The organism is Corynebacterium guangdongense (genome assembly GCF_030408915.1).
Classification (GTDB): domain Bacteria; phylum Actinomycetota; class Actinomycetes; order Mycobacteriales; family Mycobacteriaceae; genus Corynebacterium; species Corynebacterium guangdongense.
Map to the genome: position 1 here is coordinate 1,253,161 of NZ_CP047654.1, position 23,860 is coordinate 1,277,020.

Here is a 23,860-nt window from a genome sequence, read left to right on the forward strand (position 1 = left end):
CCTCGGCGCTAGGATGGCCCTCATGCGTTTTGCACGAATTGCCACCCCAGAAGGACTGACCTTCGCCGTCATCGACGGTGAAGGCGACGATCACGCGAACCTGACCGCCAAGGCGATCAAGGGCACGCCCTACACCGAGCCGGAGTACACCGGCAAGGAATTCCCGCTCGCCGACGTGCGTCTGCTGGCCCCGACCCTGCCCAGCAAGGTCGTCGCCATCGGGCGCAACTACGCCGACCACGTCCAGGAGGTCTTCCAGCAGTCGGCCGAGCACCTGCCGCCGACGCTCTTCCTCAAGCCGCCGACATCGGTGACCGGACCCGGCGCACCGATCCGTATCCCGGACTTCGCCACCAAGGTCGAGTTCGAGGGCGAGCTGGCCCTCATCGTCGGCAAGCCCTGCAAGAACGTCAAGGCCGCAGACTGGAAGTCCGTCATCCGCGGCGTCACCATCGTCAACGACGTCTCCTCCCGTGACCTGCAGTTCGCCGACGGCCAGTGGGCGCGCGCGAAGGGCATCGACACCTTCTGCCCGCTCGGCCCGTGGATCGAGACCGATCTGGAGAAGTTCGAACTCGACAACCTCCCGATCAAGGCGCACCTGACCCACGACGGCGTCACCGAGACCAAGCAGGACTCCAACTCGGACCAGATGATCATGGGCTTCGGCGAGATCCTCGAGTTCATCACCGCGTCCATGACCCTACTGCCGGGCGACGTCATCTGCACCGGCTCCCCGGCCGGCACCGAGGCCATGACCCCGGGCGACACCATCGCCGTCGAGATCCCCGGCATCGGAGTTCTGGAGAACCCTGTTGAGCAAGCATAAGCACGACCACCCGCACACCCACGGACGCCATCACCACCCGGGCAACCATGAGCCGGTGGACTTCGAGGAAATCTACGCCTCCGGGGTCCAGTGGTCGGGCAACCCGAACGACACCCTGGTCCGGGTCGTCTCCGACCTGGAACCGGGAGCCGCCCTCGACCTGGGCTGCGGCGAGGGCGCGGACGTCGTCTGGCTGGCCCGGCAGGGCTGGGAGGTCGTCGGCGTCGACCCGTCGACGACGGCCGTCGAGCGTTCCGCCCGGCTCGTGGAGCACAACGGCCTCGGTGACTCCACCGAGCTGATCACCGGTGGGATCGAGGCCGTGGCCGACCGCGAGTTCACCCTCGTCAGCGTCTTTTACGTCCCCTTCCCTGGGGAGGACACGGTCACGGTACCGAGGCTGGAGAAGCTCGTCGCACCCGGCGGGCACCTGCTCTTCGTCCACCACGACTTCCCCGACGGCCGGGTGCTCTCGCCGCGGGCCGTCGCCGAACAGCTGAGTGAGCTGGAGGTGATCTCCCTGGAGACCACCGAGCGCCACGTCACCGGCGGCGCCGGCGCCCACCACCGTGTCGACGTGGTGCTGCTGGCCCGGCGCCCGGAGTAGTCCGGCCTGCTGACCTGTGCCCTTGACCGATCAAGGGCAGTTCCCGCTCCCGCCCGGGACGGGGGCTGCCCTAGCCTGGATAGTTGTCGCTTTGATTTTCAACTATTAGGAGGCTGCCCCATGGGCAAGATTCGCGTCGCCATCGCAGGCGTCGGCAACTGCGCCACGTCGCTCATCCAGGGCGTGGAGTACTACCAGGACGCCGACCCGGCGACGAAGGTTCCGGGCCTGATGCACGTGCAGTTCGGAAAGTACCACGTCAGCGACCTCGAGTTCGTCGCGGCATTCGACGTCGACGCCGCCAAGGTCGGCCTGGACCTGGCCGACGCCACCGAGGCCAGCGAGAACAACACCATCAAGATCTGCGACGTCCCGCAGACCGGCGTCACCGTCCAGCGCGGCCCCACCCTTGACGGCCTGGGCATCCACTACCGCGAGACCATCACGGAGTCCGCCGAGGAGCCGGTCGACGTCGTCCAGGTCCTCCGGGACGCCGAGGTCGACGTCCTCGTCTCCTACCTGCCGGTCGGTTCCGAGGAGGCGGACAAGTTCTACGCCCAGGCCGCGATCGACGCGGGCGTCGCCTTCGTCAACGCGCTGCCGGTCTTCATCGCCTCCGACCCGGAGTGGGCGAAGAAGTTCGAGGACGCCGGCGTGGCCATCGTCGGCGATGACATCAAGTCCCAGGTCGGCGCCACGATCTCGCACCGCGTCCTGGCCAAGCTCTTCGAGGACCGCGGCGTGCGTCTGGACCGCACCATGCAGCTCAACGTCGGCGGCAACATGGACTTCAAGAACATGCTCGACCGCAACCGCCTGGAGTCAAAGAAGATCTCCAAGACCCAGGCGGTGACCTCCAACATCAAGGAAGGCCCGCTGGCCGGCAAGGTCGAGGACCGCGGCGTCCACATCGGCCCCTCCGACTACGTCCCCTGGCTCGACGACCGCAAGTGGGCCTACGTCCGACTGGAGGGCACCGCCTTCGGCGACGTCCCGCTGAACCTGGAGTACAAGCTGGAGGTCTGGGATTCCCCGAACTCCGCCGGCATCATCATCGACGCCGTACGCGCGGCCAAGATCGCCAAGGACCGCGGCATCGGCGGACCGATCCTGCCGGCCTCTGCGTACCTGATGAAGTCCCCGCCGGTGCAGATGGGCGACGAGGAGGCCCGCGAACAGCTCGAGGCCTTCATCATCGAGCCTTAAACCGGCCAGGCGACGGGGCACGGGCCCGTCGGGATCACTCCCGGACAGGCTCGACCCGCTGGATCACCTCGTAGTTCGCCACGTCGTAGTTCTTGGTCGACTCGTCGTCCTGCCGGGGGTTGGCCTGGCGCCAGGCCCGGTGGGAGGCCTCGTCGCGCCAGAATGTCAGCAGCTGGTACGGGGAGCCCTCGCTGAGGGGGCGCAACAGCTGGAGTCCCTCGAAACCGTCGACGATATCGACGAATCCGCGACGGAAAGCGAAGCTGCGCTCAAATTCCGCCCGGGCGGGGGCGGGCACGGCGATCGAGGTGATCTTGCAGAAGCTCATCGGGGACTCTCCTGGGGGCTCGGTGGTCAATGCCGCCCAGCCTAGCCCGGCCCGGGGATCCGGCCTAGAGCCCCAGGGAGTTGAGGATCGTGCGCAGCTTCGCGGTGGTCTCGGCGAGCTCGTCCTCGGCGTCGGAGTCGGCGACGATGCCGCCGCCGGCCCAGGCCCGGGCGCGGGCGCCGTCGGCGGAGACCTCGGCGCAGCGGATGGCCACCATGTATTCGCCGTCGCCGTCCCCGTCGCACCAGCCGACGGCCCCGGCGTAGAAGCCCCGGTCGGATTCGGCGGTCTGGATCAGCGCCTCGGCGGCGTCGGTCGGGGTGCCGCACACGGCCGGGGTGGGGTAGACCCGCAGCGCCAGCTCGAGCGCGGTGGTGGAGGGATCGGCCAACCGCCCGATGATCGGGGTGGCCAGGTGCCACATCTCGTTGGTGCGGGTCAGTTCCGGATGCGTGGGCACGTCCAGGCGGGTGCACAGCGGTCCCAGCGTGTCGCGCAGGTGGTCGACGACGTAGGCGTGCTCCTCGAGATCCTTCGCCGAGGTGCGCAGACGGTGGCCGACGACCGCGTCCTCGTCGCGATCGCGGGCGCGGGCCGCGGAACCGGCCAGGGGATAGGCGGTCACCGTCGAGCCCTGCCGCTTGACCAGCACTTCCGGGGAGGAGCCGACGAACATGCTGTCGCGGCCGGCCGGGGAGAGGTCGGCGATGAAGCCGTCCCGGTTGTAGCTGCGGTCGATGAGGCGGGCGGCGACCAGCAGCGGATCCACCGGCGGGTCGAACGCGATGTCCACGGCGCGGGCCAGCACGACCTTCTCCAGCTTCGACTGGCGGATGGTCTCGATGGCGGCCTCCACCCGGCGCAGATGCTCGTGCGGATCCGGATCGAACCCGACGATCGTGGCGTGCAGCCGCGAACCGGGACCGTAGCGGTAGTAGGAGTGCGGCTCCAGCGGCCCGTCCTCGCGGATGATGTGCTCCGGGACGGTCAGGGCGGCGGGCGCCGAGCGGTCGAAGGGCAGCGCGCCGACCACCATGTCCACCTCGCCCGCGCGCAGCGCGTCGGCGGCGTCCCAACCATCGGTGAAGGTGCGCTTCGCTCCCTGCGTGCGCACGGACCCATGAGCTCGGGAGAGCAGGAAGTCCGGTGCAGTCACCGGTCGTTGATCAGACATAGGCCCCGAGTCTACTGCGCCGGGGTCACGGCGCGAAGATCGGCTCGGCGCCGGCGCCCGTGCGGGAACGCGTCCTCCGCGCGTCGTCAGGCATGCGCATGTGCGCTGGTGGGCTGGTCTAGCATGGACCGCATGACTTCAGACGTACGCGTTCGTTTCTGCCCGTCGCCCACCGGTACCCCGCACGTCGGCCTGGTGCGCACCGCCCTGTTCAACTGGGCCTACGCCCGCCACACCGGCGGCACCTTCGTCTTCCGCATCGAGGACACCGACGCCGCCCGCGACTCCGAGGAGTCCTACCAGGCGCTCATCGAGACCATGCAGTGGCTCGGCCTGGGCTGGGACGAGGGCGTCGAGGTCGGCGGCCCGCACGAGCCCTACCGCCAGTCGCAGCGCATGGACATCTACGCCGACGTGCTCAAGAAGCTCATCGACGCCGGCGAGGTCTACCCGGCCTACTCCACCGCCGAAGAGGTCGAGGAGCGGCACAAGGCCGCCGGCCGTGACCCGAAGCTGGGCTACGACAACTACGACCGCACCCTCACCGAGGAGCAGATCGCCGCCTTCGAGGCCGAGGGCCGCCAGCCGGTCTGGCGCCTGCGCATGCCGGAGAAGACCTGGTCCTGGACCGACCTGGTCCGCGGCGAGGTCGAGTTCAAGCCGGAGACCCAGCCGGACTTCGTCGTCGCCCGATCCAACGGTGCGCCGCTCTACACCCTGGTCAACCCGGTCGACGACGCCCTGATGCGCATCACCCACGTCCTGCGCGGCGAGGACCTGCTGTCCTCGACCCCGCGCCAGATCGCCCTCTACGAGGCGCTGCAGCGCATCGGCGTCACCGACTTCACCCCGCAGTTCGGCCACCTGCCCTTCGTCATGGGCGAAGGCAACAAGAAGCTGTCCAAGCGCGACCCGCAGTCCAACATTTTCAACCACCGCGACGCCGGCATCATCCCGGAGGGCATGCTCAACTACCTGGCGCTGCTGGGCTGGTCGCTTTCCGGCGACCGCGACATCTTCACCCGCGAGGAGATGGTCGAGGCCTTCGACGTCGCCGACGTGCTGGGCAACCCGGCCCGCTTCGACGACAAGAAGCTGCTGGCCATCAACGCCGACCACATCCGCCTGCTGGCGCCGGCCGACTTCGAGGCCCGCCTGCGCGCCTACCTCACCGAGCACACCGAGTTCCCGGTCGACTACCCGGCCGAGAAGTTCGCGATCGCCGCCGAGCTGACCCAGACCCGCATCAAAACCCTCGGCGAGGCCTGGGGCCTGCTCAAGTTCCTCGTCACGGATGACGAGGACCTGGTCCTGGACGAGAAGGCCGCCAAGAAGAACCTCAAGGAGGCCGCGATCGCGCCGCTCGACGCCGGCATCGCCGCACTGGAAGCCATCGCCGAGGGCGAGTGGACCACCGCCACCATCGAGGCGGCCCTCAACCAGGCGCTCATCGAGGAACTCGAGCTCAAGCCGCGCGTCGCCTTCGGCGCCCTGCGCGTCGGGGTCTCCGGCGAGGCCGTCTCCCCGCCGCTGTTTGAGTCCATGGAGCTGCTGGGCAGAGACTCCACCCTGGCCCGCCTGAAGGCCGCCCGCGCGGTCACCCCGTTCCAGGCGGGGCAGTAGGACGCTTGTCGACGCCCGGCCACTTCCCGGTCGGGCCTCCCTCCGTGCAGATGGGATGAGCTGCGGATTTGCCGTCGGAGATGCTCTGCGATTAAGGTAGCCAGCGTTGGATTCCACGGCCTGCGGAACATTCGCCGGCGAAGCAATCTGATGGCCTATGGTGTAATTGGCAACACAGCGGTTTCTGGTACCGTCGTTCTAGGTTCGAGTCCTGGTAGGCCAGCGGTGAACACTGAAAATTGTTCACGTCCTTTAAGCCCCGTTCGTCTAGTGGCCTAGGACGCCGCCCTCTCACGGCGGTAACACGGGTTCAAATCCCGTACGGGGTACAAACAAGCGAGGCAGTCTGATTTCGGTCAGGCTGCCTCGTTTTGCTCTTGCGCGGCCCCGGCGGGCGGGGGAGGCTGGGAGCATGAGCATTATCCGACGCCGGGTCGCCGTCACCGCCCTCGTCCTCGCCCTCGGGGGCCTGGCGGGGTGCGCCGACGCCGGCGACACCACAGACGCCATTATGCCGGAGATCGCCGAGCGCCCCAGTGACCCTGCCGCCGCGGAGCAGGCACCGGTCGAGTCTCACGTGGTGACGACGGGGGAGGCGTCGATAAGCGTGCGCGACCCAGAGCGGGCGGCGGAGGAATTCTCGACGGTGGCGCGGGAGTCGGAATCGCGGGTGGTGTTCTCGGACGTGTCGACGACCGGGGAGCGGACCTCGGCGCACGTGACCGTGCGGGTGCCGACGGAGCGTTACCAGGAGCTGGTGGATCGGCTCGACGAGTTCGGGAAGGTCACCTCGCTGACGAGCACGGCCACCGACGTCGGCCAGCAGGTGGTCGACCTCCAGGCCCGGCAGGCGGCGCTGCAGACCTCCATCGACCGACTGACCGCGCTCATGGATGAGGCCACCACCGTCGCCGACCTGCTCGAGGCAGAGAACATGCTCACCCAGCGGCAGGCGGAACTCGATTCCCTGACCGGCCAGCTGGACTACCTCAACGACCAGGTGGCCATGTCGACTCTCACCGCCAGCTTCCATGAACCCGGCGACGGCGACACCTCGCTGATCGGGCGCGCCTGGCGGGCGCTGCTCGACTCGGCCTCCTCGCTGCTGATCTTCGTCATGGCCGCGCTGCCGTGGGCGGTGCTCATCGGCCTCCTGGCGTGGCTGGCGAGGATCCTCATTCGGCGCCGCCGCGGGCCGGACGCCTCCGCACGGTAGCTCAGCGAGCCGCCCAGAGGGATTTGGTGGAATTCCACGGCTGTGGTTATAGTATTAACCGTTGCGCAGCCCGGGAACGCTCCTGAGCAGCGAGAACAATGGCCTATGGTGTAATTGGCAACACTCCGGTTTCTGGTACCGTCATTCTAGGTTCGAGTCCTGGTAGGCCAGCAGTGAACGCTGACAAATGTTCACGTCCTTTATGCCCCGTTCGTCTAGTGGCCTAGGACGCCGCCCTCTCACGGCGGTAACACGGGTTCAAATCCCGTACGGGGTACACATAAGCGAGGCAGTCTGATTCCGGTCAGGCTGCCTCGTTTGCCGTTTCCGTGGTGCTTCACGGGGGCGCGTCGTCGGCGGCCGCCACAGCCCCGGCCTACCGCCATATGTGCGAGCAGGCGATTTGCGTCGCCGGTTGGTGTCGCGCTAAGTTATCCAAGTCCGCAGCGAGAGATCGCCACGGAAGTCCTTATGCCCCGTTCGTCTAGTGGCCTAGGACGCCGCCCTCTCACGGCGGTAACACGGGTTCAAATCCCGTACGGGGTACCACTTGACACGCCCTCCCGGCACAGCGCCGGGAGGGCGTGTCTGTTTTCCGGCCCCCGTCGGGCGAGGGGCCCGGCCGGGAGGCGGTGGTGAGCGGCGGGATCTCAGCACCCGTCGGCCGCGTCCGGATGGCCGCGACCCGACAAAATAAATTTGTTGGTTTCGGCCCGGTTGCTCCCGTTTCTGTTCTATTGTTGATGACGTTGGAAAGATGGATGTCATTTTCCAACTTTAGGACGACAAGAGTGAGGAGTCATCAGATGCTCATAGGCATCCCCCGGGAGCCGGCGGCGCTGGTTTCCGCCACTCCGGACACCGTGGGCAAGCTCATCAAACTGGGCTACGACGTCGCGGTCGAATCCGGAGCCGGCGAGGCAGCCAGCTTCCCCGATACCCACTACCGGGACGCGGGAGCGCGCATCGTGGGCGGCGAGGAGGTGTGGGCTGCGGACATCATCACCACCCTGGACGCCCCGTCACCGGTACAGCGCCAGGCTCTCGCACCGGGCGCGACACTGATTTCCCGGCTGGCCCCGGGCCGCAACGAGGACCTCGTCGCAGAGTTCGCCGCCCGCAACGTCACCGCCGTGGCGATGGACGCCGTTCCCCGCATCAGCCGCGCCCAGTCCATGGACGTGCTGAGCTCCCAGGCCAACATCGCCGGCTACCGGGCGGTCATCGAGGCCGCCGCCGCGTTCGGACGCCTGTTCACCGGCCAGGTCACCGCCGCGGGCAAGGTTCCGCCTGCGGTGGTCTACGTCATCGGCGCCGGGGTGGCGGGCCTGGCGGCGATCGGCACCGCGAACTCGATGGGCGCCATCGTCAAGGCGACGGACCTGCGCCCGGAGACGGCGGAACAGGTCGAGTCCATGGGCGCCGAATTCGTCCCCATTCCAGCGGCGACCGAGCAATCGGAGGACGGCTACGCCAAGGAGATGACCGCAGATCAGGCCCAGGCCGCGGCGCAGCTCTACGCGGAGCAGTCCGCCCAGGCGGACATCGTGATCACCACCGCCAACATCCCGGGCCGCACCTCCCCGATCCTGCTCACCGCCGAAGACGTGGCGAACATGAAACCGGGTTCGGTCATCGTCGACATGGCCGCCGCCAACGGCGGCAACTGCGAACTGACCGTGCCCGAGGAGGTGGTGGTCACCGCCAACGGCGTCACCATCATCGGCTACACCGACTTGTCCGGCCGCCTGCCGGCGCAGGCTTCCCAGCTCTACGGCCAGAACATCGTCAACCTGCTCAAGCTGATGACTCCGGGCAAGGACGGCACCCTCGCCTTCGATCTGGAGGACGAGATCGTCCGCGGCATCACCGTGACGCGCGCGGCGGCGGAGAAGTCCGCGGCCGAGGTCCTGTGGCCGCCTCCGGCGGTGAAGGTGTCGGCGAGCCCGGCCACCGCGCCCGCGGAGGCGTCCGCCTCCGCGGTCAACGAGCCCGCCCCAGAGGCACCCTCTTCCGGGGCGTGGAAGTGGATCGCCGGCCTGCTGGGCGCGGCCCTGGTGCTGGCGAGCCCGATGCAGGTGGCGGGGGAGTACATGCTGCTCCTGCTCGCCGTCGTCGTCGGTTTCTACGTGATCACCGCGGTGACGCACAAGCTGCACACTCCGCTGATGTCGGAGACGAACGCGATCTCGGGAATCGTCGTGGTCGGCGCGATTTTGCAGGTCGGGTCATCCAACCTGCTGGTCGCGGGTCTGGCGTTTGCGGCGATCGTCGTCGCGTCCATCAATATTTTCGGTGGCTTCGCGGTGACCGGCCGGATGCTGCGCATGTTCGACGGGGGTAAAGACTAATGACCACCTACTCAGCCCAGGCGGCCACCGCCGTGCCCGTCGCGGCACTGGAAATGACCGACAAGATCACCAACCTGGCGTACCTTGTCGCGGCGCTGCTGTTCATTCTCGCCCTGGCCGGCCTCGCGAAGCAGGAGACCGCGTCGCGCGGCAACCGCTTCGGCATGGCGGGCATGGCCATCGCCCTGGTGGCCACCGTGCTCAAGGCCGTCGTCGCCTCCATCGACGCCGGGGAGGACTCCAGCGGCCCGGTGGTCACGCTCATCCTTATCGCGGTGGCCATGCTCATCGGCGCGGCCATCGGCATTCCGCGGGCGAAGAAGGTCGAGATGACCGGCATGCCCGAACTGATCGCGCTGCTGCACAGTTTCGTCGGCCTGGCCGCGGTGCTCATCGGCCTGAACTCCTTCATCCACCCCGACGCCAACGCGGAGGCGATCGCCTCCTTCCACCTTGGTGAGGTCTACCTGGGCGTCTTCATCGGCTCCGTCACGCTGACCGGCTCGATCGTCGCCTACCTGAAACTGTCGGCCAAGATGAGCGGCAAGCCCCTGGTCCTGCCGGGGCGGCACCTGCTCAACGCCGCGGTCATCCTGGTGTGCCTGGTCGGCATGGGAGTGTTCATCTGGGCGGGCCACGCCAACCTCACCCTCGCGTGGATTGCCATGGCGGTCAACCTCGTGCTCTCGCTGTTCCTCGGTTTCCACCTGGTGGCCGCCATCGGCGGCGGCGACATGCCGGTCGTGGTGTCCATGCTCAACTCCTACTCCGGCTGGGCCGCGGCCGCCGCGGGCTTCATGCTCTTCAACCCGCTGCTGATCATCGTCGGCGCACTGGTCGGTTCCTCGGGCGCCTACCTGTCCTACGTCATGTGCCAGGCGATGAACCGCTCCTTCATCTCGGTCATTCTGGGCGGTTTCGGCGGTGACAGCGCGGCCGACGGTGACGAGCGCGACTACGGCGAGCACACCGAGATCACGGCCGCGGACACCGCGGAGCTGCTCAAGAACGCCAAGACCGTCATGATCACGCCGGGTTACGGCATGGCCGTCGCCCAGGCCCAGTACCCGGTGGCGGCACTGGTGGCCAAGCTCAGGGAGCACGGCGTCAAGGTCGCCTTCGGCATCCACCCCGTGGCCGGTCGTCTGCCCGGCCACATGAACGTCCTGCTCGCCGAGGCCAAGGTCCCCTACGATCTGGTGCTCGAGCTCGACGAGGTCAACGATGACTTCGGCGAGGTCGACGTCGTCCTCGTCATCGGCGCCAACGACACCGTCAACCCGATCGCCGAGGAGCCGGGCTCGCCGATCGCCGGCATGCCCGTGCTCAAGGTGTGGGAGGCCGGGGAGGTCATCGTGTTCAAGCGCTCGATGGGCTCCGGCTACGCAGGCGTGCAGAACCCGCTGTTCTTCAACGAGAACACCGACATGCTTCTGGGCGACGCCAAGACCTCCGTCGAGGAGATCAACGCCGCACTCTGACCCGCCCGCGGCGCTTGCCGACGCCCCCTCCGGTCATAACCGAGTATGACCAGTGCCCGCCGGCACTGGAGTGGCCTGCGGGGACGGCATCGGGTGGGGGCAGACCGGGGTCGATTTTCGCCGGGACCCTTCCCCTGAACCGGGCCCCGGCCTAGGGTCATAGGTAACGGAGAGATTCTCGATAGGGAGAGAAAATCTCCGGTCCGCTGAACCGACAGGAAGGAGAATGAATGGCAGAGTCCATGGAAGAACATTCGTCCCGACGCCCCATCACACCGGACCGAACGCAGGCATAAGCCATAATCCACCTTCCCCAGGCGACAGTGATTCGCGAAGTGGAGCTACACCGGTTAACCGGCAACGGTGAACAGATGCGTCAGAGGAATCAGCGAACTGAATAACCACCAGGTGTCCACGGCACAGAAATTGTCTCGCGGGGAAGAGGAGTGGGTGGCCAGTCCTCACAACAAGTACCGCACCAGCGCCGGCTGGGACAGAGCGTGGAAGTCAGAGACTCGCTGACGGTAACGAACGGGACGCCTCGCCCCCGTCGCCCCACACTAGGGCGGCGGGGGTTCCCCTATTTCCTCCTGACCTGCGATTTGGTTGACGGCTACACGGGATCGTAAACTTAGCGACGTTGCTGAAACAGCGAACGCGCCCCGTTCGTCTAGTGGCCTAGGACGCCGCCCTCTCACGGCGGTAACACGGGTTCAAATCCCGTACGGGGTACCACCATGTGTCTGCGCATGCGCGAGCACGAACATCAGCGGGAGAGTCAGGTCTTCGGGCCTGGCTCTTTCGACATTTTCCCGTACGCCACTGGTGTTGAATCATCAGCGTGGGCGAGAAGGTCCTGAATGCCTGCCCTGCAGCGCTCAGCACTTACCGATCCCGGCGATGCCGAACGGAATGTGCTCGCCCTGCCACAGGCGGGAGCGGCCTGCACCTGGGGACAATCTCCCGGTCCGCGGTGTCTTCATCCAGCCCGCACCGGTTGCCAGCGGTGGGGCGTCGCTGCGCGCTACGAACCGGGGGCAGGCGCTTGTTGACCGTATCGGAGGGATCGGTAGGGGGATCTGTTTGAACAGTTTCCCTCCCGGCGGGCTCTGCGCGAGGATAATGGCGTCCATGGACCCTCATGTCATGGCACACGCGATCAGCCTGTCGAGGAAAGGCATGCTCGCCGACGAAGGCGGCCCTTTCGGCGCGGTCATCGTCCGCAACGGGGAGATCATCGCCGAGGGCAACAACATGGTCGTGGCCACCGGGGACCCGACCAATCACGCCGAGATAGTGGCCATCCGCCGGGCCACGGCCGAGCTGGGTCGTTTCGAGCTGTCCGACTGCGAGCTCTATGCCAATTGCGAACCCTGCCCCATGTGTCTGGGGGCGATCTACTGGGCCAAGGTGGGGAAGGTGTATTTCGCCAACACCCGCGACGACGCCGCCCGGATCGGTTTCGATGACTCCCTCATCTACGAGGAGCTGGCCAGGCCGATAGGAGAAAGGCAAATCGAGTTCGTGCACGTCCCGGATCCGCGGGCGCAGGAGGTCTTCGACGAGTGGCTGGCCAAGCCGGACCGGGTCGAGTACTAAGAGGGGATGCTGGGCTCGGACCGAACCCCCTTTAAGGCGGGCGGCGACTGCCGCTGCCGTCAGTAACCGTGGGTATATCCGGAAGAGGCCGGGTGCCCGTGTGTCACGCCTCTGATGTGGGGATCAGCGACGGCCGGCACCCCGCCAGCTGGGGGCAGCACGGCTGGTGCGGTTGCGCGAGATCGGGCACACCGCCGTTCTGGGCCATCCCGGCATCGTGGACGAGCTGGTCACCCTCGCCCGGACCGGCCCGTACAATCAGCGCCCATGAACACAAGGAAGGACAGACTGTCCTGGGGACTGTTGTCCGCGATCGCCCTCCTGTCGGCCTCCGGGCCCTTCGCCATCGACATGTACGTGCCGGCGATGCCGCTCATCGCCACGGACCTGGACACCACGGCCGCCATGGTGGCGCTGACCCTGTCCGGTTTCGTGGCGGGCCTGGCGGTGGGCCAGCTGGTCGCCGGGCCGCTCTCCGACGGGCTGGGCCGCAAGAAGCTGCTCGTGCCGAGCGTCCTGCTGGCGCTGCTCGCCGCCGTCCTCGCGGCAGTGGCCCCGACCATCGGCGTACTCATCGGGGCCCGGTTCATCCACGGTCTGGCCTCCGGCGCCTGCGTGGTGCTCGCCCGGGCGGTGATCCCCGACCTGCTGGAGGGACCGGCCGCGACGCGCTCCTTCTCGCTGATGATGTCGGTGCAGACCATCGCCCCCATCGTGGCGCCGGTGGTGGGCGGCTTCCTCGTCGGCCCCGTCGGCTGGCGGGGGCTGATGTGGGTGCTCGCCGGCATCTGCGCCGTCCAGCTCGTGGTGGCGCTGCGCTTCATCCCGGAAACCCTGCCGCCGCAGCGGCGCAGCCCGAACACCGTGGCCGGGGTGCTCGGCAACTTCCGTTACGTCCTGGCCTCGGCTCCCTACCGCGGCTTCCTGGTCGCCTTCGCTTTCTCCTTCACGACGATGTTCGCCTACATCGCCGCCTCCTCCTTCGTCGTCCAGGGGCAGCTGGGCTACTCGGTGCGCTTCTACTCGCTGATGTTCGGCGTCAACGCGGTCGGTCTGCTGCTGGCCAACATGCTCAATGCATGGCTGGCCACCCGCATCCGGATTCAGACCACGCTCAAGGCGGCGATGCTCATCCTCATCCTCGCCAGCGGCGGCATTCTGCTTTTCTTCGCCCTGGGCACCTGGCCGGACCCGGTGTTCTTCATCCTGCTCTTCATCGGCATCTGCCAGGTGGGCGTCCTGCTGCCCTCGCTGATGTCGATGGGCCAGCAGGAGGTCCGCGAGCGCGCCGGGTCGGCCTCGGCACTGATGGGATTCTTCCAGTTCGGCCTCTCGGCGCTCATCGGCCCGCTGGTCGGCGTCGGCGCCAACCAGGGGATGACGATGGCCGCCGGCATGCTCATCAGCTCGCTGATCGCCGCCGGCGGCCTGTCCTACGGACTGCTCAGGCACCGCGACTAGCGGAGGACCTCCGCGATGGTCATCGGCTCGACGCCGTAGGTCTCGGCCACCGCCGGGTGCACGATGCGGTCAGCATAGGTGTTTAGCCCGTCCGCGAGGTGGTGGTTAGCCGCGATGGCCTCACGCCAGCCCCCTGCCAAGGCGCTGACGTAAGGCAGCGTCGCGTTGGTCAGCGCGGCGGTCGAGGTGCGGGGGACGGCGCCCGGCATGTTGCCGACGCAGTAGAACACCTTGCCGTCGACGGTGAACGTGGGGTCTTCGTGGGTGGTCGGGCGCGACCCCTCGAAGCAGCCGCCCTGATCGATGGCGATGTCGACGAGCACTGAGCCCGGGCGCATCTGGGCGATCATCTCGCTGGTCACCAGCTTCGGGGCCGCGGCGCCGGGGATGAGGACCGAGCCGATGACCAGATCGGACTCCGCGACGTTCTCGGCGATGGAGTACTCGTTGGAGGCCAGGGTGTTGACGTCGTTGCCGTAGAGGTTCGAGATCTCGCGCAGTCGCTCCAGGTTGATGTCCAGCAGCCGCACGTCGGCGCCGAGGCCGCCGGCCATGCGGGCGGCCGCTTCGCCGGCGATGCCGCCGCCGATAATGGTGACCTTGGCCGGCTGGGTGCCCGGGACACCGGCCATGAGGATTCCGGACCCGCCCAGCGGGGACATCAGGTGATATGCGCCGACCTGGACCGCCAGTCGGCCAGCGACCTCACTCATCGGCGACAACAGGGGCAGGCCCCGGTCGCCGGTGACGCACTCGTAACCGAAGGCGGTGGTTCCGGACTCGCGCAGCGCGCGGGTGACCGCGGGCTCGGCCGCCAGATGCAGGTAGGTGACCAAAAGCAGGTCGGGGCGAAGGAAGGCGAGCTCCGCGTCCTGCGGTTCCTTGACCTTGAGCACCATCTCGGCGGCCCAGGCCTCGGCGGCGGTGTCGACGATGCGTGCCCCGGCCCTCACGTAATCCTGGTCCGCATACCCGGACGCCGCGCCCGCCGTCGTCTCCACGATGACGTCGTGGCCCTGCTTGCACAGTTCCCGGGTGCCGGCGGGTGTGAGCGCCACACGGGATTCGTTGTTCTTCGTTTCTCGGGGGCAGCCGATCAGCATGGTCAGGTTCCGTTCGTCGGTGCAGGGACGGTGATAATGCCGACAAGTCTAGGCGTGACCTGCCGCATAGCGGGTATTGGTCTGCTCGCGGTGTCACACCCGATCCGGCGAGTCCACCTACAGGCCTACGCTGGTCACCCCGTGCTGGGCCTGCTCCGGTGTGACCTCCTCGAAGATCAGCTGGTCGTAGAGCCCGGAAGCCGAGAACGCCGAGTACTCCATGTAACTGGCCGCCTTTTCCGCGGCCTCCGCGTTCCAGTCGGCGGAGACGTTGTTCATCACGTAGGTGATCTGTTCCGGGGTGAATTCCTCGTATGCCAGCTGCTCGGCCAACCCTCCGGCGGAGAAACCGGAATAGGCGAGGTAGCTCTCCGCGGTCCCCAGCGCCTGCTGGTTCCAGTCTGCGGAGACGTTGTCGACGCCGTACTGGGACTCGGACTCTGTGTATCCCTCGTAGAGCAGCTGCTCGTAGAGTCCTACCTTGGAGAATTCCGAGTACCGGAGGTAGGACTCGGCGGAGCGCAACGCGTTGCCTTCTGCGACACCAATCCCGGCGGTGTCCGCGTCGGCGTAGGCTGCCTGGCGTTCCGCGACTGCCTGCGGAGCGCTGGTGCCCGAGGTGACTGCGAGTGCGGAAGAAGCGCTGGTCGTCGGCCTCACCGGTGGCGTGCTGGGGTCCGTGACACGGAGGGGGAGCTGCTCGGCGTCAGCGACGGGGTGGTGACGGGCGTCTCCGCTCTCACGGAGGTGGTCACGCGGATGGTGGAGGTGATCGCGGCCGCCGAGGTGGTGGGCTTATCGTTGCCGGCGACGCCGCACGCGGCCCGCGTGCCCAGCGTGAGGGCTCCGGTCGTCCGAATCCCGTTCGAAAGATTCGTCGGGGCTGCCCGCCTACAGGCTGATGCGACGAGGTTCGCTGGTCACGAGCGTGGCGTAAGACGAACGTCCCGCTGGCAGGAGTCGCAGGGTCAGGCTGTCTCCCGGCTTCAGCACCTCGAGGACTGTGGTGAGGGTGTCGATGAGGACGGCGTGGCGCTCCTCGTCGGGCGGGGTGGGGAAGCGGTCGCCGATCAGCCGTACGTTGATGCCCCGGTCCCGTGCCCGCCACACGGCCTCGGTGATTTCGGGGACGTCCAGCAGGGGGGAGCGGATGGCGTCGCGCAGCCGCTTCTCCATGAGCGCGGCGGTGCGGGCGTCGCGCACGCTGGCGACCTGCTTGTTGAGCCACTCGCTGGAATCACGGACGTAGCTGCGCTGGGCTGTGGCCTGCTCGAGCTGGACGAACTCGTTCTCCATTTCCCGCTGCAGCACCGGAATCCGGCGCACCGTCCGATCGAGCAGCCAGGGGATGACGGAGGCGGGCGCCAGCAGCGTGACCACCGTGAGAAAGACCACCGGGGGAATGCTGACCTCCCCCGTGAGGGCGAGCTGTGCCCCGGAGAGGACGACGAGGATGCCGAGCGTCGCCCAGGCCAGCAGCACGCGGCCGCGCAAGGCGAGCAGGGCCAGGATAATGGCGGCGGCGTAGACGGTCCAGGCCTGTGGCCAGTAGTCGGGGAACTGCGTGCCACTGAGCTGCTGCCCCGTGACCATGACCAGCACCGACGCCGCCGAGATCGCGGCGGGCCCCGCCGGAGCCACCGACCCGGAGCCACGCGAGAAGGCCACCAGCGAGACGGCGGCCGGAATCAGCAGCCAGAGGTCGCCGCGGTCGGATATCCACGCCATGAAGAAAAACATCACCAGCATCGCCGAGCGGTAGAGCGGATGCAGCAGATACTCGATTCCGATCCTGGCGCACCATGACAGGTCCGGTCCCCTCGGCGCCTCCTCGTCCCCGGGCGCGCCGGTGCCGGGGCTCCAGCCCAGGCTCACGGCCGTGCCTTCTCCTGGTGAGGTCCGGATGTCCGCCGACACACCCTCCGCGGCGTCGACGCTGCGCAGGATGCTCGTGCGCACACCGGCGCGGTCGCTAGGAATCTCGGACAGCACGAACCCGGGTCCGTCGTCCTCGATCACGACCCGGACTCCCTCGTCCACCGAAATGCGCATGCTTCTCGACGCCTGCGGGGCGTGCCGCCGCGAGTTGGCGAGCGCCTCCGCCGCGGCGTCGAGCAGCACCGCGGCCGCGGGGCCGGGAATCGTCGCGGAGAGGTCCACGCGCTCCGGCACGTCGACCCGGGCGTCCGCTCCCGCCACGCCCACCAGACGGGTGACTAGATCGGATACCGGCCACGGGGGCGCGGACACCGCGGTGAGAATATCGGTGCTGATCTCCTCCGGGGACATCCGCCCGGCGGCCACGGACCTCAGATCCGCGAGCACCTTGTCGTGCAGGTGCGCAAGGAACCGGGCCTCCAGCTCCCGCAGCCGCACAGAACGGGCGACCTGGACGGCGGCACGATACTTGGCCGTCGCCGCATCATCGAGCAGGCGCGAGGTCGACACCAGACGGGACATGATGAGCAGGAACGGCGTCAACGCCAGCCACCCGTGGGCCGCGTTGAGGAGGAGATAGCCCGGATCGTCCCAGGGGAGGGCGACGTTGAAGGTCGTGCCGGCCGCGATCAGCAGCAGTGCGGCGAGAAGACCCGGCCACGTGGGAAGGACGAGCTGCAGCAGCACCGCGGGCAGCCCGGTGAAGTCGCCCAGATAGAGATGCTCCAGCGGACTGGCGCCAGTGAGCAGGAGGAAACCGCCGTGAATTACCAGCAGCCCGACATAGACGGCAATCGCGACGGTGCAGGCGGCCAGGTACGCCGCCCGGGTGTGCGCCGCCAGGGCCGCCACCCCCAGCAGGGAGCAGCCGACGAACGCGAGCAGGGAGAGCTTCACCTCGACGGGGACATGCGTGTCCGGCTGGGTGAAAAGCTCGATGCCCGGCCGGGAGATGGCGGGCAGGACAACGAAGCTGATGCTCCAGACGATGGTGGCGTTGCGGAAGAAAGCCAGTTCCGAGACGTGCGCCTCCGGCATCGGCGGTTCAGCCGTCGCGGACACTGCGGCGGACGGGCGGGGGGCGGGTTCGGTGATCATGTGTCGATCGGCCGGGGGTCGGTCGGGCCGGGCAGGTACCCGTCCTCCTGGGCGCGCAGGAGCATGTCGATCTTGGTCACCGCGTTGCGGCCGGTCACGGAGTACTTGAGGCGGATGCGATCCAGGTAGTCGTTGACGGTCTCCTGTGAGATCCCCAGCAGGCTGGCGACGCGCCGGGCGGATTCTCCGGAGGCGTAGAGCTCCAGCACCTCGCGCTGGCGGGGGGAGAGCGAGTCCTCGGCGAAGCGCCCGTCCGAGTCAATGACCGACGCCCAGTTGGCGCTGGCGTAGGTGCCTTCCGTCGCGATCGTCCGGATGGCTTCGGCGAGCTCCTGGACGTCCGCGGACTTGTCCAGGACGCCGTGCACGCCGGCCAGCAGCGCCCGGCGGATGAGGTAGGGGGATTCCAATGAGGAATAGACCAGCACCCGGCATCCCAGCTCCGTCAGGGTGGTCGCGTTGATGAAGGGGTCCGAGGAGTCGTGGAGGCGCAGATCCAGGAGCACCACGTCGGGCACCCCCACGGCCTCGATCTCGTGCGGGGAGGTGAACCCGCCGAGGTACTCGATGTCGTCCCGGCCACGCAGCGCGTGGGAGATGCCCACCAGGGTGGCGCCATGGTCGTCGACTGCGGCCACTGTGATCGTCATAACAGGGAGCCTATTGCCTGGGAGTCAGCTGCGGGACGAATTGGGGGAAATCCAGCCCCTTATGTGGTGCCCCGGAAGATGGGGGCGGGTGAGGGTGTCGGGCGTCGGCCGTGACTGGAGCTCCGGTGTCGCCGCCGGAGGCGGCTAGAGCTGCTCGGACAGGGCTCGGGCGGCGGCTCCGAGTTCGGCGCCCCACACGTTCGCCGGGGCAGGCTTGAGGCGTTCGGCCGGCCCGGAGACGGAGAGCACGGCGACGAGTTCACCCTCGTGGTCGAGCACCGGGGCCGAGAGGCTGGCCAGGCCGACCTCGCGCTCGGCGACCGATTCGGCCAGGCCGGCGGCGCGCACCCGGGTGAGTTCCTCGGCGGACCAGTGGGCGTCGTCAAGCAGCCGACGGCGGGCGTCCTCGGGGGAGAAGGCGACGAAGACCTTGGCCGCGGAACCCTGGCTCAGTGGCAGCTGGGAGCCGACGGGCACGGTATTGTGCAGGCCGGTGGCCGGCTCCTCGGCCGCGACGCAGGTGCGGGTGGTTCCCGTGAGCTGGTAGAGCTGCACGCTTTCGCCGGTGGTGGCGACGAGCTCGATCATGACGGACTGGGCGGCGTCGAGGAGCCGGGAGCGCTCCGGGGAGGCGAAGGAGGCCAGCCAGGAACCCGTGGTCCAGCGGCCGTCCCCGGTGCGGGAGAGGATGCGGTGGGCCTCGAGCGCGGTGGCGAGGCGGTGCGTGGTGGCGCGGGGGAGGCCGGTGGACTCGCAGAGTTCGTTGAGCGTCAGCGGGGCCACGGCGACGGCGTCGACGATCATCACCGCCCGGTCGATGACCTGAATCCCGGAAACTGCGCTATACTGTCCCATACCATGACATTAACATCCCATTGTGTGAGATGCACGCTGGGGTGAGGCAACAACACAGAGAAGGTGACACGCTTTGTCCGCAGACAACGTTGCGACCCAGAAGCTGACCCTCGCCGAGAAGGTGTGGCGCGACCACGTCGTCTCCGCCGGCGAGAACGGTGAGCCCGACCTGATCTACATCGACTTCCAGCTCCTCCACGAAGTGACCAGCCCCCAGGCCTTCGACGGACTGCGCATGGCCGGCCGTCCCATGCGCCACCCGGAGCAGCACCTGGCCACCGAGGACCACAACGTCCCCACCGAGGGCATCGTCACCGGCTCCCTGCTGGAGATCAAGGAGAAGACCTCCCGCCTCCAGGTCGAGACCCTGCGCGACAACTGCGCCGAGTTCGGCGTGCGACTGCACTCCATGGGCGATCGCCAGCAGGGCATCGTCCACACCGTCGGCCCGCAGCTGGGCATCACCCAGCCGGGCATGACCATTGTCTGCGGCGACTCCCACACCTCCACCCACGGCGCCTTCGGCGCCATGGCCTTCGGTATCGGCACCTCCGAGGTCGAGCACGTCATGGCCACACAGACCCTCTCCCTCAAGCCGTTCAAGACCATGGCCGTCGAGATCGACGGGGAGCTGCAGCCGGACGTGACCTCCAAGGACGTCATCCTGGCGATCATCGCCAAGATCGGCACCGGCGGCGGGCAGGGCCACGTCATCGAGTTCCGCGGCGAGGCCATCAAGAAGCTGTCGATGGAAGCCCGGATGACCATTTGCAACATGTCCATCGAGGCGGGCGCCCGCGCCGGCATGATCGCCCCGGACCAGAAGACCTTCGACTACGTCGAGGGCCGCGAGTTCGCCCCCAAGGGCGCCGACTGGGACGAGGCGGTCGCCTACTGGAAGACCCTGCCCACCGACGAGGGCGCCGAATTCGACACCGTCGTCCACCTCGACGCCAACGAGCTGACCCCCTTCGTCACCTGGGGCACCAACCCGGGCCAGGGCGTCGGCCTGGGCGAGACCGTCCCCGGCCCGGAGGACGCCGAGGACGAGAACGACCGCATCGCCATCGAGCGTGCGCTGGAGTACATGGACCTGACACCGGGCACCCCGATGCGCGACATCAAGATCGACACCGTCTTCCTCGGCTCCTGCACTAACGCCCGCATCGAGGACCTCCGCACCGCCGCCGAGGTGGTCAAGGGCCGCACCATCGCCTCCGACACCCGCATGCTGGTCGTGCCCTCCTCCGCCGAGGTCAAGATCCAGGCCGAGGAGGAGGGGCTGGACAAGATCTTCACCGAGTTCGGCGCCGAATGGCGCACCGCCGGCTGCTCCATGTGCCTGGGCATGAACCCGGACCAGCTGGCGCCGGGGGAGCGCTCCGCCTCCACCTCCAACCGCAACTTCGAGGGCCGGCAGGGCCCGGGCGGCCGCACCCACCTGGTCAGCCCGCTCGTCGCCGCCGCCACCGCCGTCAAGGGCCACCTGGCCAGCCCGTCCGATCTGTAAGGAGTCTCGACACCATGGAAAAGTTCACCACCCACACCGGCGTCGGCGTGCCGCTGCAGGCCTCCAACGTCGACACCGACCAGATCATCCCGGCCGTCTACCTCAAGCGCGTCTCCCGCACGGGCTTCGAGGACGGGCTCTTCGCCAACTGGCGTCGCAAGGAGGACTTCGTCCTCAACCAGGACGCCTACCGGAACGGCTCCGTGCTGGTCACCGGCGCCGACTTCGGCACCGGCTCCTCGCGTGAGCACGCCGTCTGGGCGCTGCAGGACTACGGCTTCAAAGCCGTGTTCAGCCCCCGCTTCGCCGACATCTTCCGCGGCAACGCCGGCAAGGCCGGCCTGCTCGCGGGCATCATGTCCGAGGGCGACGTCGAGCTGCTGTGGAAGCAGATGCAGGAGAACCCGGGCCTGGAGCTGACCGTCTCCCTTCAGGACCGCACCGTCACCGCCGGCGACAGCGTCTACTCCTTCGAGATCGACGACTACACCCGCTGGCGCCTGATGGAGGGCCTCGACGACATCGGCCTGACCCTGCGGAAGGCCGAGGAGATCACCGCCTTCGAGGCACGGCGCCCGTCCTGGAAGCCGGCCGTTCGCTAACGCCCGCTTATCGACGCCCGACCGTCGCCCCGCACCCTCCGGTGCGGGGCGACGGTCGTCGTGTCCGGGGGTGGGGCGGGCCCTACTTCACCGGCAGGGGCGAGGCCATGTAGTCCGCCCCGGTCAGCTGCCCGTTGTTGAAGGCCAGCACCCACACGGACCCCTTCTTGGCCTCCAGATCCGCCGGCAGCGGCAGGCGGCCGTTGGCGGAGAGCCACTGGATCATCTCCGGGATGGCTGTGCCCTGGGAGACCACGGCGGTGGTGCCGCCCTCGTCGACCAGCTTCATGAACCGGGCCTGTGCGGCTTCCCGATCCGTCAGCCAGGCGGTGTCGCCGAAAAGGGGATCGACGATGACGTCGACCCCGAGCTCGTCGGCCAGGGGCGTGGCGGTGGCGGTGCAGCGGTCCGGCTCGGCGGAGAACACCCGGTTCGGCTTGAAGGGCAGGAGCATCGGCACGAGCATTTCCGCCTGGCGCCGCCCCTTCTTCTCCAGCGGGCGCCGGCTGTCGTCGCCGGTCCACTTCCCGCGGGAGTGCGCCTTGCCGTGGCGGACATAGAGGATGCGGGTGGTGGCCGGCAGCTTGAAGCGCTTGAGCGCCTTGTCCAGCACCTCGGAGTCCACCTCGTAGCTGAGCAGCTCGCGGGCCTGGTCGACCGGCAACCAGCGGATCTCGTCGACCTCGCCGTTGGGGACGAACTCGCCGCCGATGACCTCGCCGGTCCAGTAGTAGACGACCTTGGTGCGCCCGGCGACGGGGTAGGAGACGTGACCGAGCAGCTTGCCCAGGCGCACCTCGTAGCCGGTCTCCTCGAGGATCTCGCGGGCGGCGGTGGTCGACAGGGCCTCACCCGGGTCGACCTTTCCCTTGGCCAGCGACCAGTCGTCGTAGTGTGGGCGGTGAATGACCGCGACCTCGATGCTGTCGAGGTCGGAGAGGTCGCCGCGCCAGAGCACGGCGCCGGCGGCCAGGGTGGTGCGCGGGTACAGGGAGGTGGGGTCGGCCGGAATCTCCTGGTGGCGGCCGGTGACGCTGCGCTCGCACGCGTTGTCCTTATCGACTTCGTACGGCTTCTTCGGCATCGATGTCCTCCTGTGTTGATCGCGGGCCCGTCCTCGCCGGTCCCATCCCGAACATTCTCCACTACGTGGGCATGCTTCGCACCTTGGACCCCATCCTTTAGAGTAGGGATTTCATGGAATTCACGATGAATGGAGTGGGCGCGCATGGTCAATGTGGCCGTCATGGGAGCAGGATCCTGGGGCACGACCCTGGCCAAGGTCTTCGTCGACGCCGGTAACTCCGTGCGCCTGTGGGTCCGCCGCCCCGAGCTGGCCGAGGCCATCGCCCGCACCCGCCACAACGAGGACTACCTGCCCGGTGTCGAGCTGCCCGCGGGCATCGAACCGACCACCGACGCCACCGGGGCGCTGACCGGCGCCGACATCGTCGTCTTCGCGGTGCCCTCGCAGACGATGCGCGAGAACCTCGCGGTGTGGACGCCGATGCTGCCCGGAGACGCGACGCTGGTGTCGATCTCCAAGGGTATCGAGACCGACACCCACCTGCGCATGTCCCAGGTCATCGCCGAGATTACCGGCGTTGCCCAGGACCGCATCGCCGTGCTCTCCGGCCCGAACCTGGCCCGCGAGATCGCCGCCGAGCAGCCCGCCGCCACCGTCATCGCCTGCCCGGACGAGAACCGGGCGAAGCTGGTCCAGGCCGCCGCGGCCACCTGGTACCTGCGCCCGTACACCAACACCGACGTCGTCGGCTGCGAGATCGGCGGCGCCTGCAAGAACGTCATCGCCCTGGCCTGCGGCATGGCCGCCGGCCGTGGGCTGGGCGACAACACCCTGGCCACCCTCATCACCCGCGGCCTGGCGGAGATCACCCGCCTCGGCGTGGCGATGGGCGCCGACGCCCGCACCTTCTCCGGGCTCGCCGGCCTGGGTGACCTGGTCGCCACCTGCGTCTCGCCCCTGTCACGCAACCGCTCCTTCGGCGCCCGCCTCGGCGAGGGCGGCTCGCTGGAGGAGGCGAAGGAGGCCACCCACGGCCAGGTCGCCGAGGGCGTGCTCTCCTCGCGCTCCATCTTCCAGCTCGCCGAGCATGCCGACGTCGAGATGCCCATCACCCAGGCGGTCTTCGAGGTCTGCCACCAGGGGGTGTCAGTCGATTCCACGGTCGCGGCATTGATGGGTCGCTCCAAGAAGTCGGAGTAGCG

At 68.1% G+C, this 23,860-nt stretch carries 20 protein-coding genes and 6 tRNA genes; 18 read left to right on the forward strand and 8 right to left on the reverse strand.

Annotation, left to right across the window (positions count from 1 at the left end; genetic code table 11):
* Positions 1-22: 22 nt before the first annotated feature.
* From CGUA_RS05920 to CGUA_RS05930, 3 genes are all read left to right on the forward strand, one after another.
* Positions 23-829 carry a fumarylacetoacetate hydrolase family protein gene (locus tag CGUA_RS05920; protein WP_290198156.1) on the forward strand — a complete coding sequence of 269 codons (807 nt, stop codon included), beginning with the start codon at positions 23-25 and terminating at the stop codon, positions 827-829.
* On the forward strand, positions 816-1,436 hold the full coding sequence (locus CGUA_RS05925; protein WP_290198157.1) for a class I SAM-dependent methyltransferase: 621 nt from the start codon (positions 816-818) through the stop codon (positions 1,434-1,436). The genes CGUA_RS05920 and CGUA_RS05925 overlap by 14 nt, the downstream gene beginning before the upstream one ends.
* Positions 1,437-1,556: 120 nt before the next feature.
* Positions 1,557-2,642, forward strand: coding sequence for an inositol-3-phosphate synthase (locus CGUA_RS05930; RefSeq protein WP_290198158.1), 1,086 nt, complete (start codon positions 1,557-1,559; stop codon positions 2,640-2,642).
* A gap of 34 nt (positions 2,643-2,676) precedes the next feature.
* Here the strand turns inward: CGUA_RS05930 and CGUA_RS05935 are convergent, their stop codons facing one another.
* Both CGUA_RS05935 and CGUA_RS05940 read right to left on the reverse strand, forming a co-directional pair.
* Complete coding sequence (locus tag CGUA_RS05935; RefSeq protein WP_290198159.1) at positions 2,677-2,970, reverse strand: antibiotic biosynthesis monooxygenase family protein; 294 nt, start codon at positions 2,968-2,970, stop codon at positions 2,677-2,679.
* Between the two features lie 64 nt (positions 2,971-3,034).
* Positions 3,035-4,144 (reverse strand): isochorismate synthase, encoded by a 1,110-nt coding sequence (locus tag CGUA_RS05940; RefSeq protein ID WP_290198160.1) that lies wholly within the window; start codon positions 4,142-4,144, stop codon positions 3,035-3,037.
* Positions 4,145-4,276: 132 nt separating this feature from the next.
* Between CGUA_RS05940 and gltX the strand changes: the two genes are divergently transcribed.
* The 12 genes from gltX (at position 4,277) to CGUA_RS06000 (ending at position 13,875) form a co-directional block, all read left to right on the forward strand.
* Complete coding sequence (gltX, locus tag CGUA_RS05945; protein WP_374725028.1) at positions 4,277-5,767, forward strand: glutamate--tRNA ligase; 1,491 nt, start codon at positions 4,277-4,279, stop codon at positions 5,765-5,767.
* Positions 5,768-5,918: 151 nt separating this feature from the next.
* Positions 5,919-5,990 (forward strand) — tRNA-Gln (locus tag CGUA_RS05950).
* Between the two features lie 33 nt (positions 5,991-6,023).
* Positions 6,024-6,096, forward strand: a tRNA-Glu gene (locus CGUA_RS05955).
* A gap of 83 nt (positions 6,097-6,179) precedes the next feature.
* Entirely contained in the window at positions 6,180-6,983 is an 804-nt protein-coding gene (locus tag CGUA_RS05960; protein ID WP_290198162.1) for a DUF4349 domain-containing protein, read from the forward strand.
* 99 nt (positions 6,984-7,082) lie between these two features.
* Positions 7,083-7,154 (forward strand) — tRNA-Gln (locus tag CGUA_RS05965).
* Between the two features lie 33 nt (positions 7,155-7,187).
* Positions 7,188-7,260, forward strand: a tRNA-Glu gene (locus CGUA_RS05970).
* 196 nt (positions 7,261-7,456) lie between these two features.
* Positions 7,457-7,532: transfer RNA gene (locus tag CGUA_RS05975), tRNA-Glu, on the forward strand.
* A 257-nt stretch (positions 7,533-7,789) separates the two neighbouring features.
* On the forward strand, positions 7,790-9,334 hold the full coding sequence (locus CGUA_RS05980) for a Re/Si-specific NAD(P)(+) transhydrogenase subunit alpha (RefSeq protein WP_290198163.1): 1,545 nt from the start codon (positions 7,790-7,792) through the stop codon (positions 9,332-9,334).
* Complete coding sequence (gene pntB, locus CGUA_RS05985; protein WP_290198164.1) at positions 9,334-10,815, forward strand: Re/Si-specific NAD(P)(+) transhydrogenase subunit beta; 1,482 nt, start codon at positions 9,334-9,336, stop codon at positions 10,813-10,815. The genes CGUA_RS05980 and pntB overlap by 1 nt, the downstream gene beginning before the upstream one ends.
* 659 nt (positions 10,816-11,474) lie before the next feature.
* A tRNA-Glu gene (locus CGUA_RS05990) sits at positions 11,475-11,550 on the forward strand.
* A gap of 411 nt (positions 11,551-11,961) precedes the next feature.
* Complete coding sequence (locus tag CGUA_RS05995) at positions 11,962-12,414, forward strand: nucleoside deaminase (RefSeq protein WP_290198165.1); 453 nt, start codon at positions 11,962-11,964, stop codon at positions 12,412-12,414.
* A 267-nt stretch (positions 12,415-12,681) separates the two neighbouring features.
* Positions 12,682-13,875 (forward strand): multidrug effflux MFS transporter, encoded by a 1,194-nt coding sequence (locus CGUA_RS06000; protein WP_290198166.1) that lies wholly within the window; start codon positions 12,682-12,684, stop codon positions 13,873-13,875.
* On the opposite strand, the gene ald is transcribed toward CGUA_RS06000, so the two are convergent.
* The 5 genes from ald to CGUA_RS06025 all read right to left on the reverse strand — a co-directional run bounded on the left by ald (position 13,872) and on the right by CGUA_RS06025 (position 19,519).
* Complete coding sequence (gene ald, locus CGUA_RS06005; RefSeq protein WP_290198167.1) at positions 13,872-14,978, reverse strand: alanine dehydrogenase; 1,107 nt, start codon at positions 14,976-14,978, stop codon at positions 13,872-13,874. The two genes, CGUA_RS06000 and ald, sit on opposite strands and share 4 nt — an antisense overlap.
* A gap of 117 nt (positions 14,979-15,095) precedes the next feature.
* Positions 15,096-15,638: an Ltp family lipoprotein gene (locus CGUA_RS06010; RefSeq protein ID WP_290198168.1), complete on the reverse strand. Its 543-nt coding sequence runs from the start codon at positions 15,636-15,638 to the stop codon at positions 15,096-15,098.
* A gap of 231 nt (positions 15,639-15,869) precedes the next feature.
* Positions 15,870-18,014: an ATP-binding protein gene (locus CGUA_RS06015; RefSeq protein WP_290198169.1), complete on the reverse strand. Its 2,145-nt coding sequence runs from the start codon at positions 18,012-18,014 to the stop codon at positions 15,870-15,872.
* Positions 18,011-18,664: a response regulator transcription factor gene (locus CGUA_RS06020; protein WP_290198170.1), complete on the reverse strand. Its 654-nt coding sequence runs from the start codon at positions 18,662-18,664 to the stop codon at positions 18,011-18,013. The genes CGUA_RS06015 and CGUA_RS06020 overlap by 4 nt, the downstream gene beginning before the upstream one ends.
* Before the next feature lie 144 nt (positions 18,665-18,808).
* Positions 18,809-19,519 carry an IclR family transcriptional regulator gene (locus CGUA_RS06025; protein ID WP_290198171.1) on the reverse strand — a complete coding sequence of 237 codons (711 nt, stop codon included), beginning with the start codon at positions 19,517-19,519 and terminating at the stop codon, positions 18,809-18,811.
* 73 nt (positions 19,520-19,592) lie between these two features.
* Here CGUA_RS06025 and leuC point away from each other — a divergent pair, with 73 nt between their 5' ends.
* Positions 19,593-21,029 (forward strand): 3-isopropylmalate dehydratase large subunit, encoded by a 1,437-nt coding sequence (gene leuC / locus CGUA_RS06030; RefSeq protein ID WP_290198172.1) that lies wholly within the window; start codon positions 19,593-19,595, stop codon positions 21,027-21,029.
* A 14-nt stretch (positions 21,030-21,043) separates the two neighbouring features.
* Positions 21,044-21,631 (forward strand): 3-isopropylmalate dehydratase small subunit, encoded by a 588-nt coding sequence (leuD, locus tag CGUA_RS06035; protein ID WP_290198173.1) that lies wholly within the window; start codon positions 21,044-21,046, stop codon positions 21,629-21,631.
* An 82-nt stretch (positions 21,632-21,713) separates the two neighbouring features.
* On the opposite strand, the gene CGUA_RS06040 is transcribed toward leuD, so the two are convergent.
* Positions 21,714-22,715 (reverse strand): NUDIX hydrolase, encoded by a 1,002-nt coding sequence (locus tag CGUA_RS06040; RefSeq protein ID WP_290198174.1) that lies wholly within the window; start codon positions 22,713-22,715, stop codon positions 21,714-21,716.
* 144 nt (positions 22,716-22,859) lie between these two features.
* Between CGUA_RS06040 and CGUA_RS06045 the strand changes: the two genes are divergently transcribed.
* Complete coding sequence (locus CGUA_RS06045; protein ID WP_290198175.1) at positions 22,860-23,858, forward strand: NAD(P)H-dependent glycerol-3-phosphate dehydrogenase; 999 nt, start codon at positions 22,860-22,862, stop codon at positions 23,856-23,858.
* Positions 23,859-23,860: the final 2 nt, after the last annotated feature.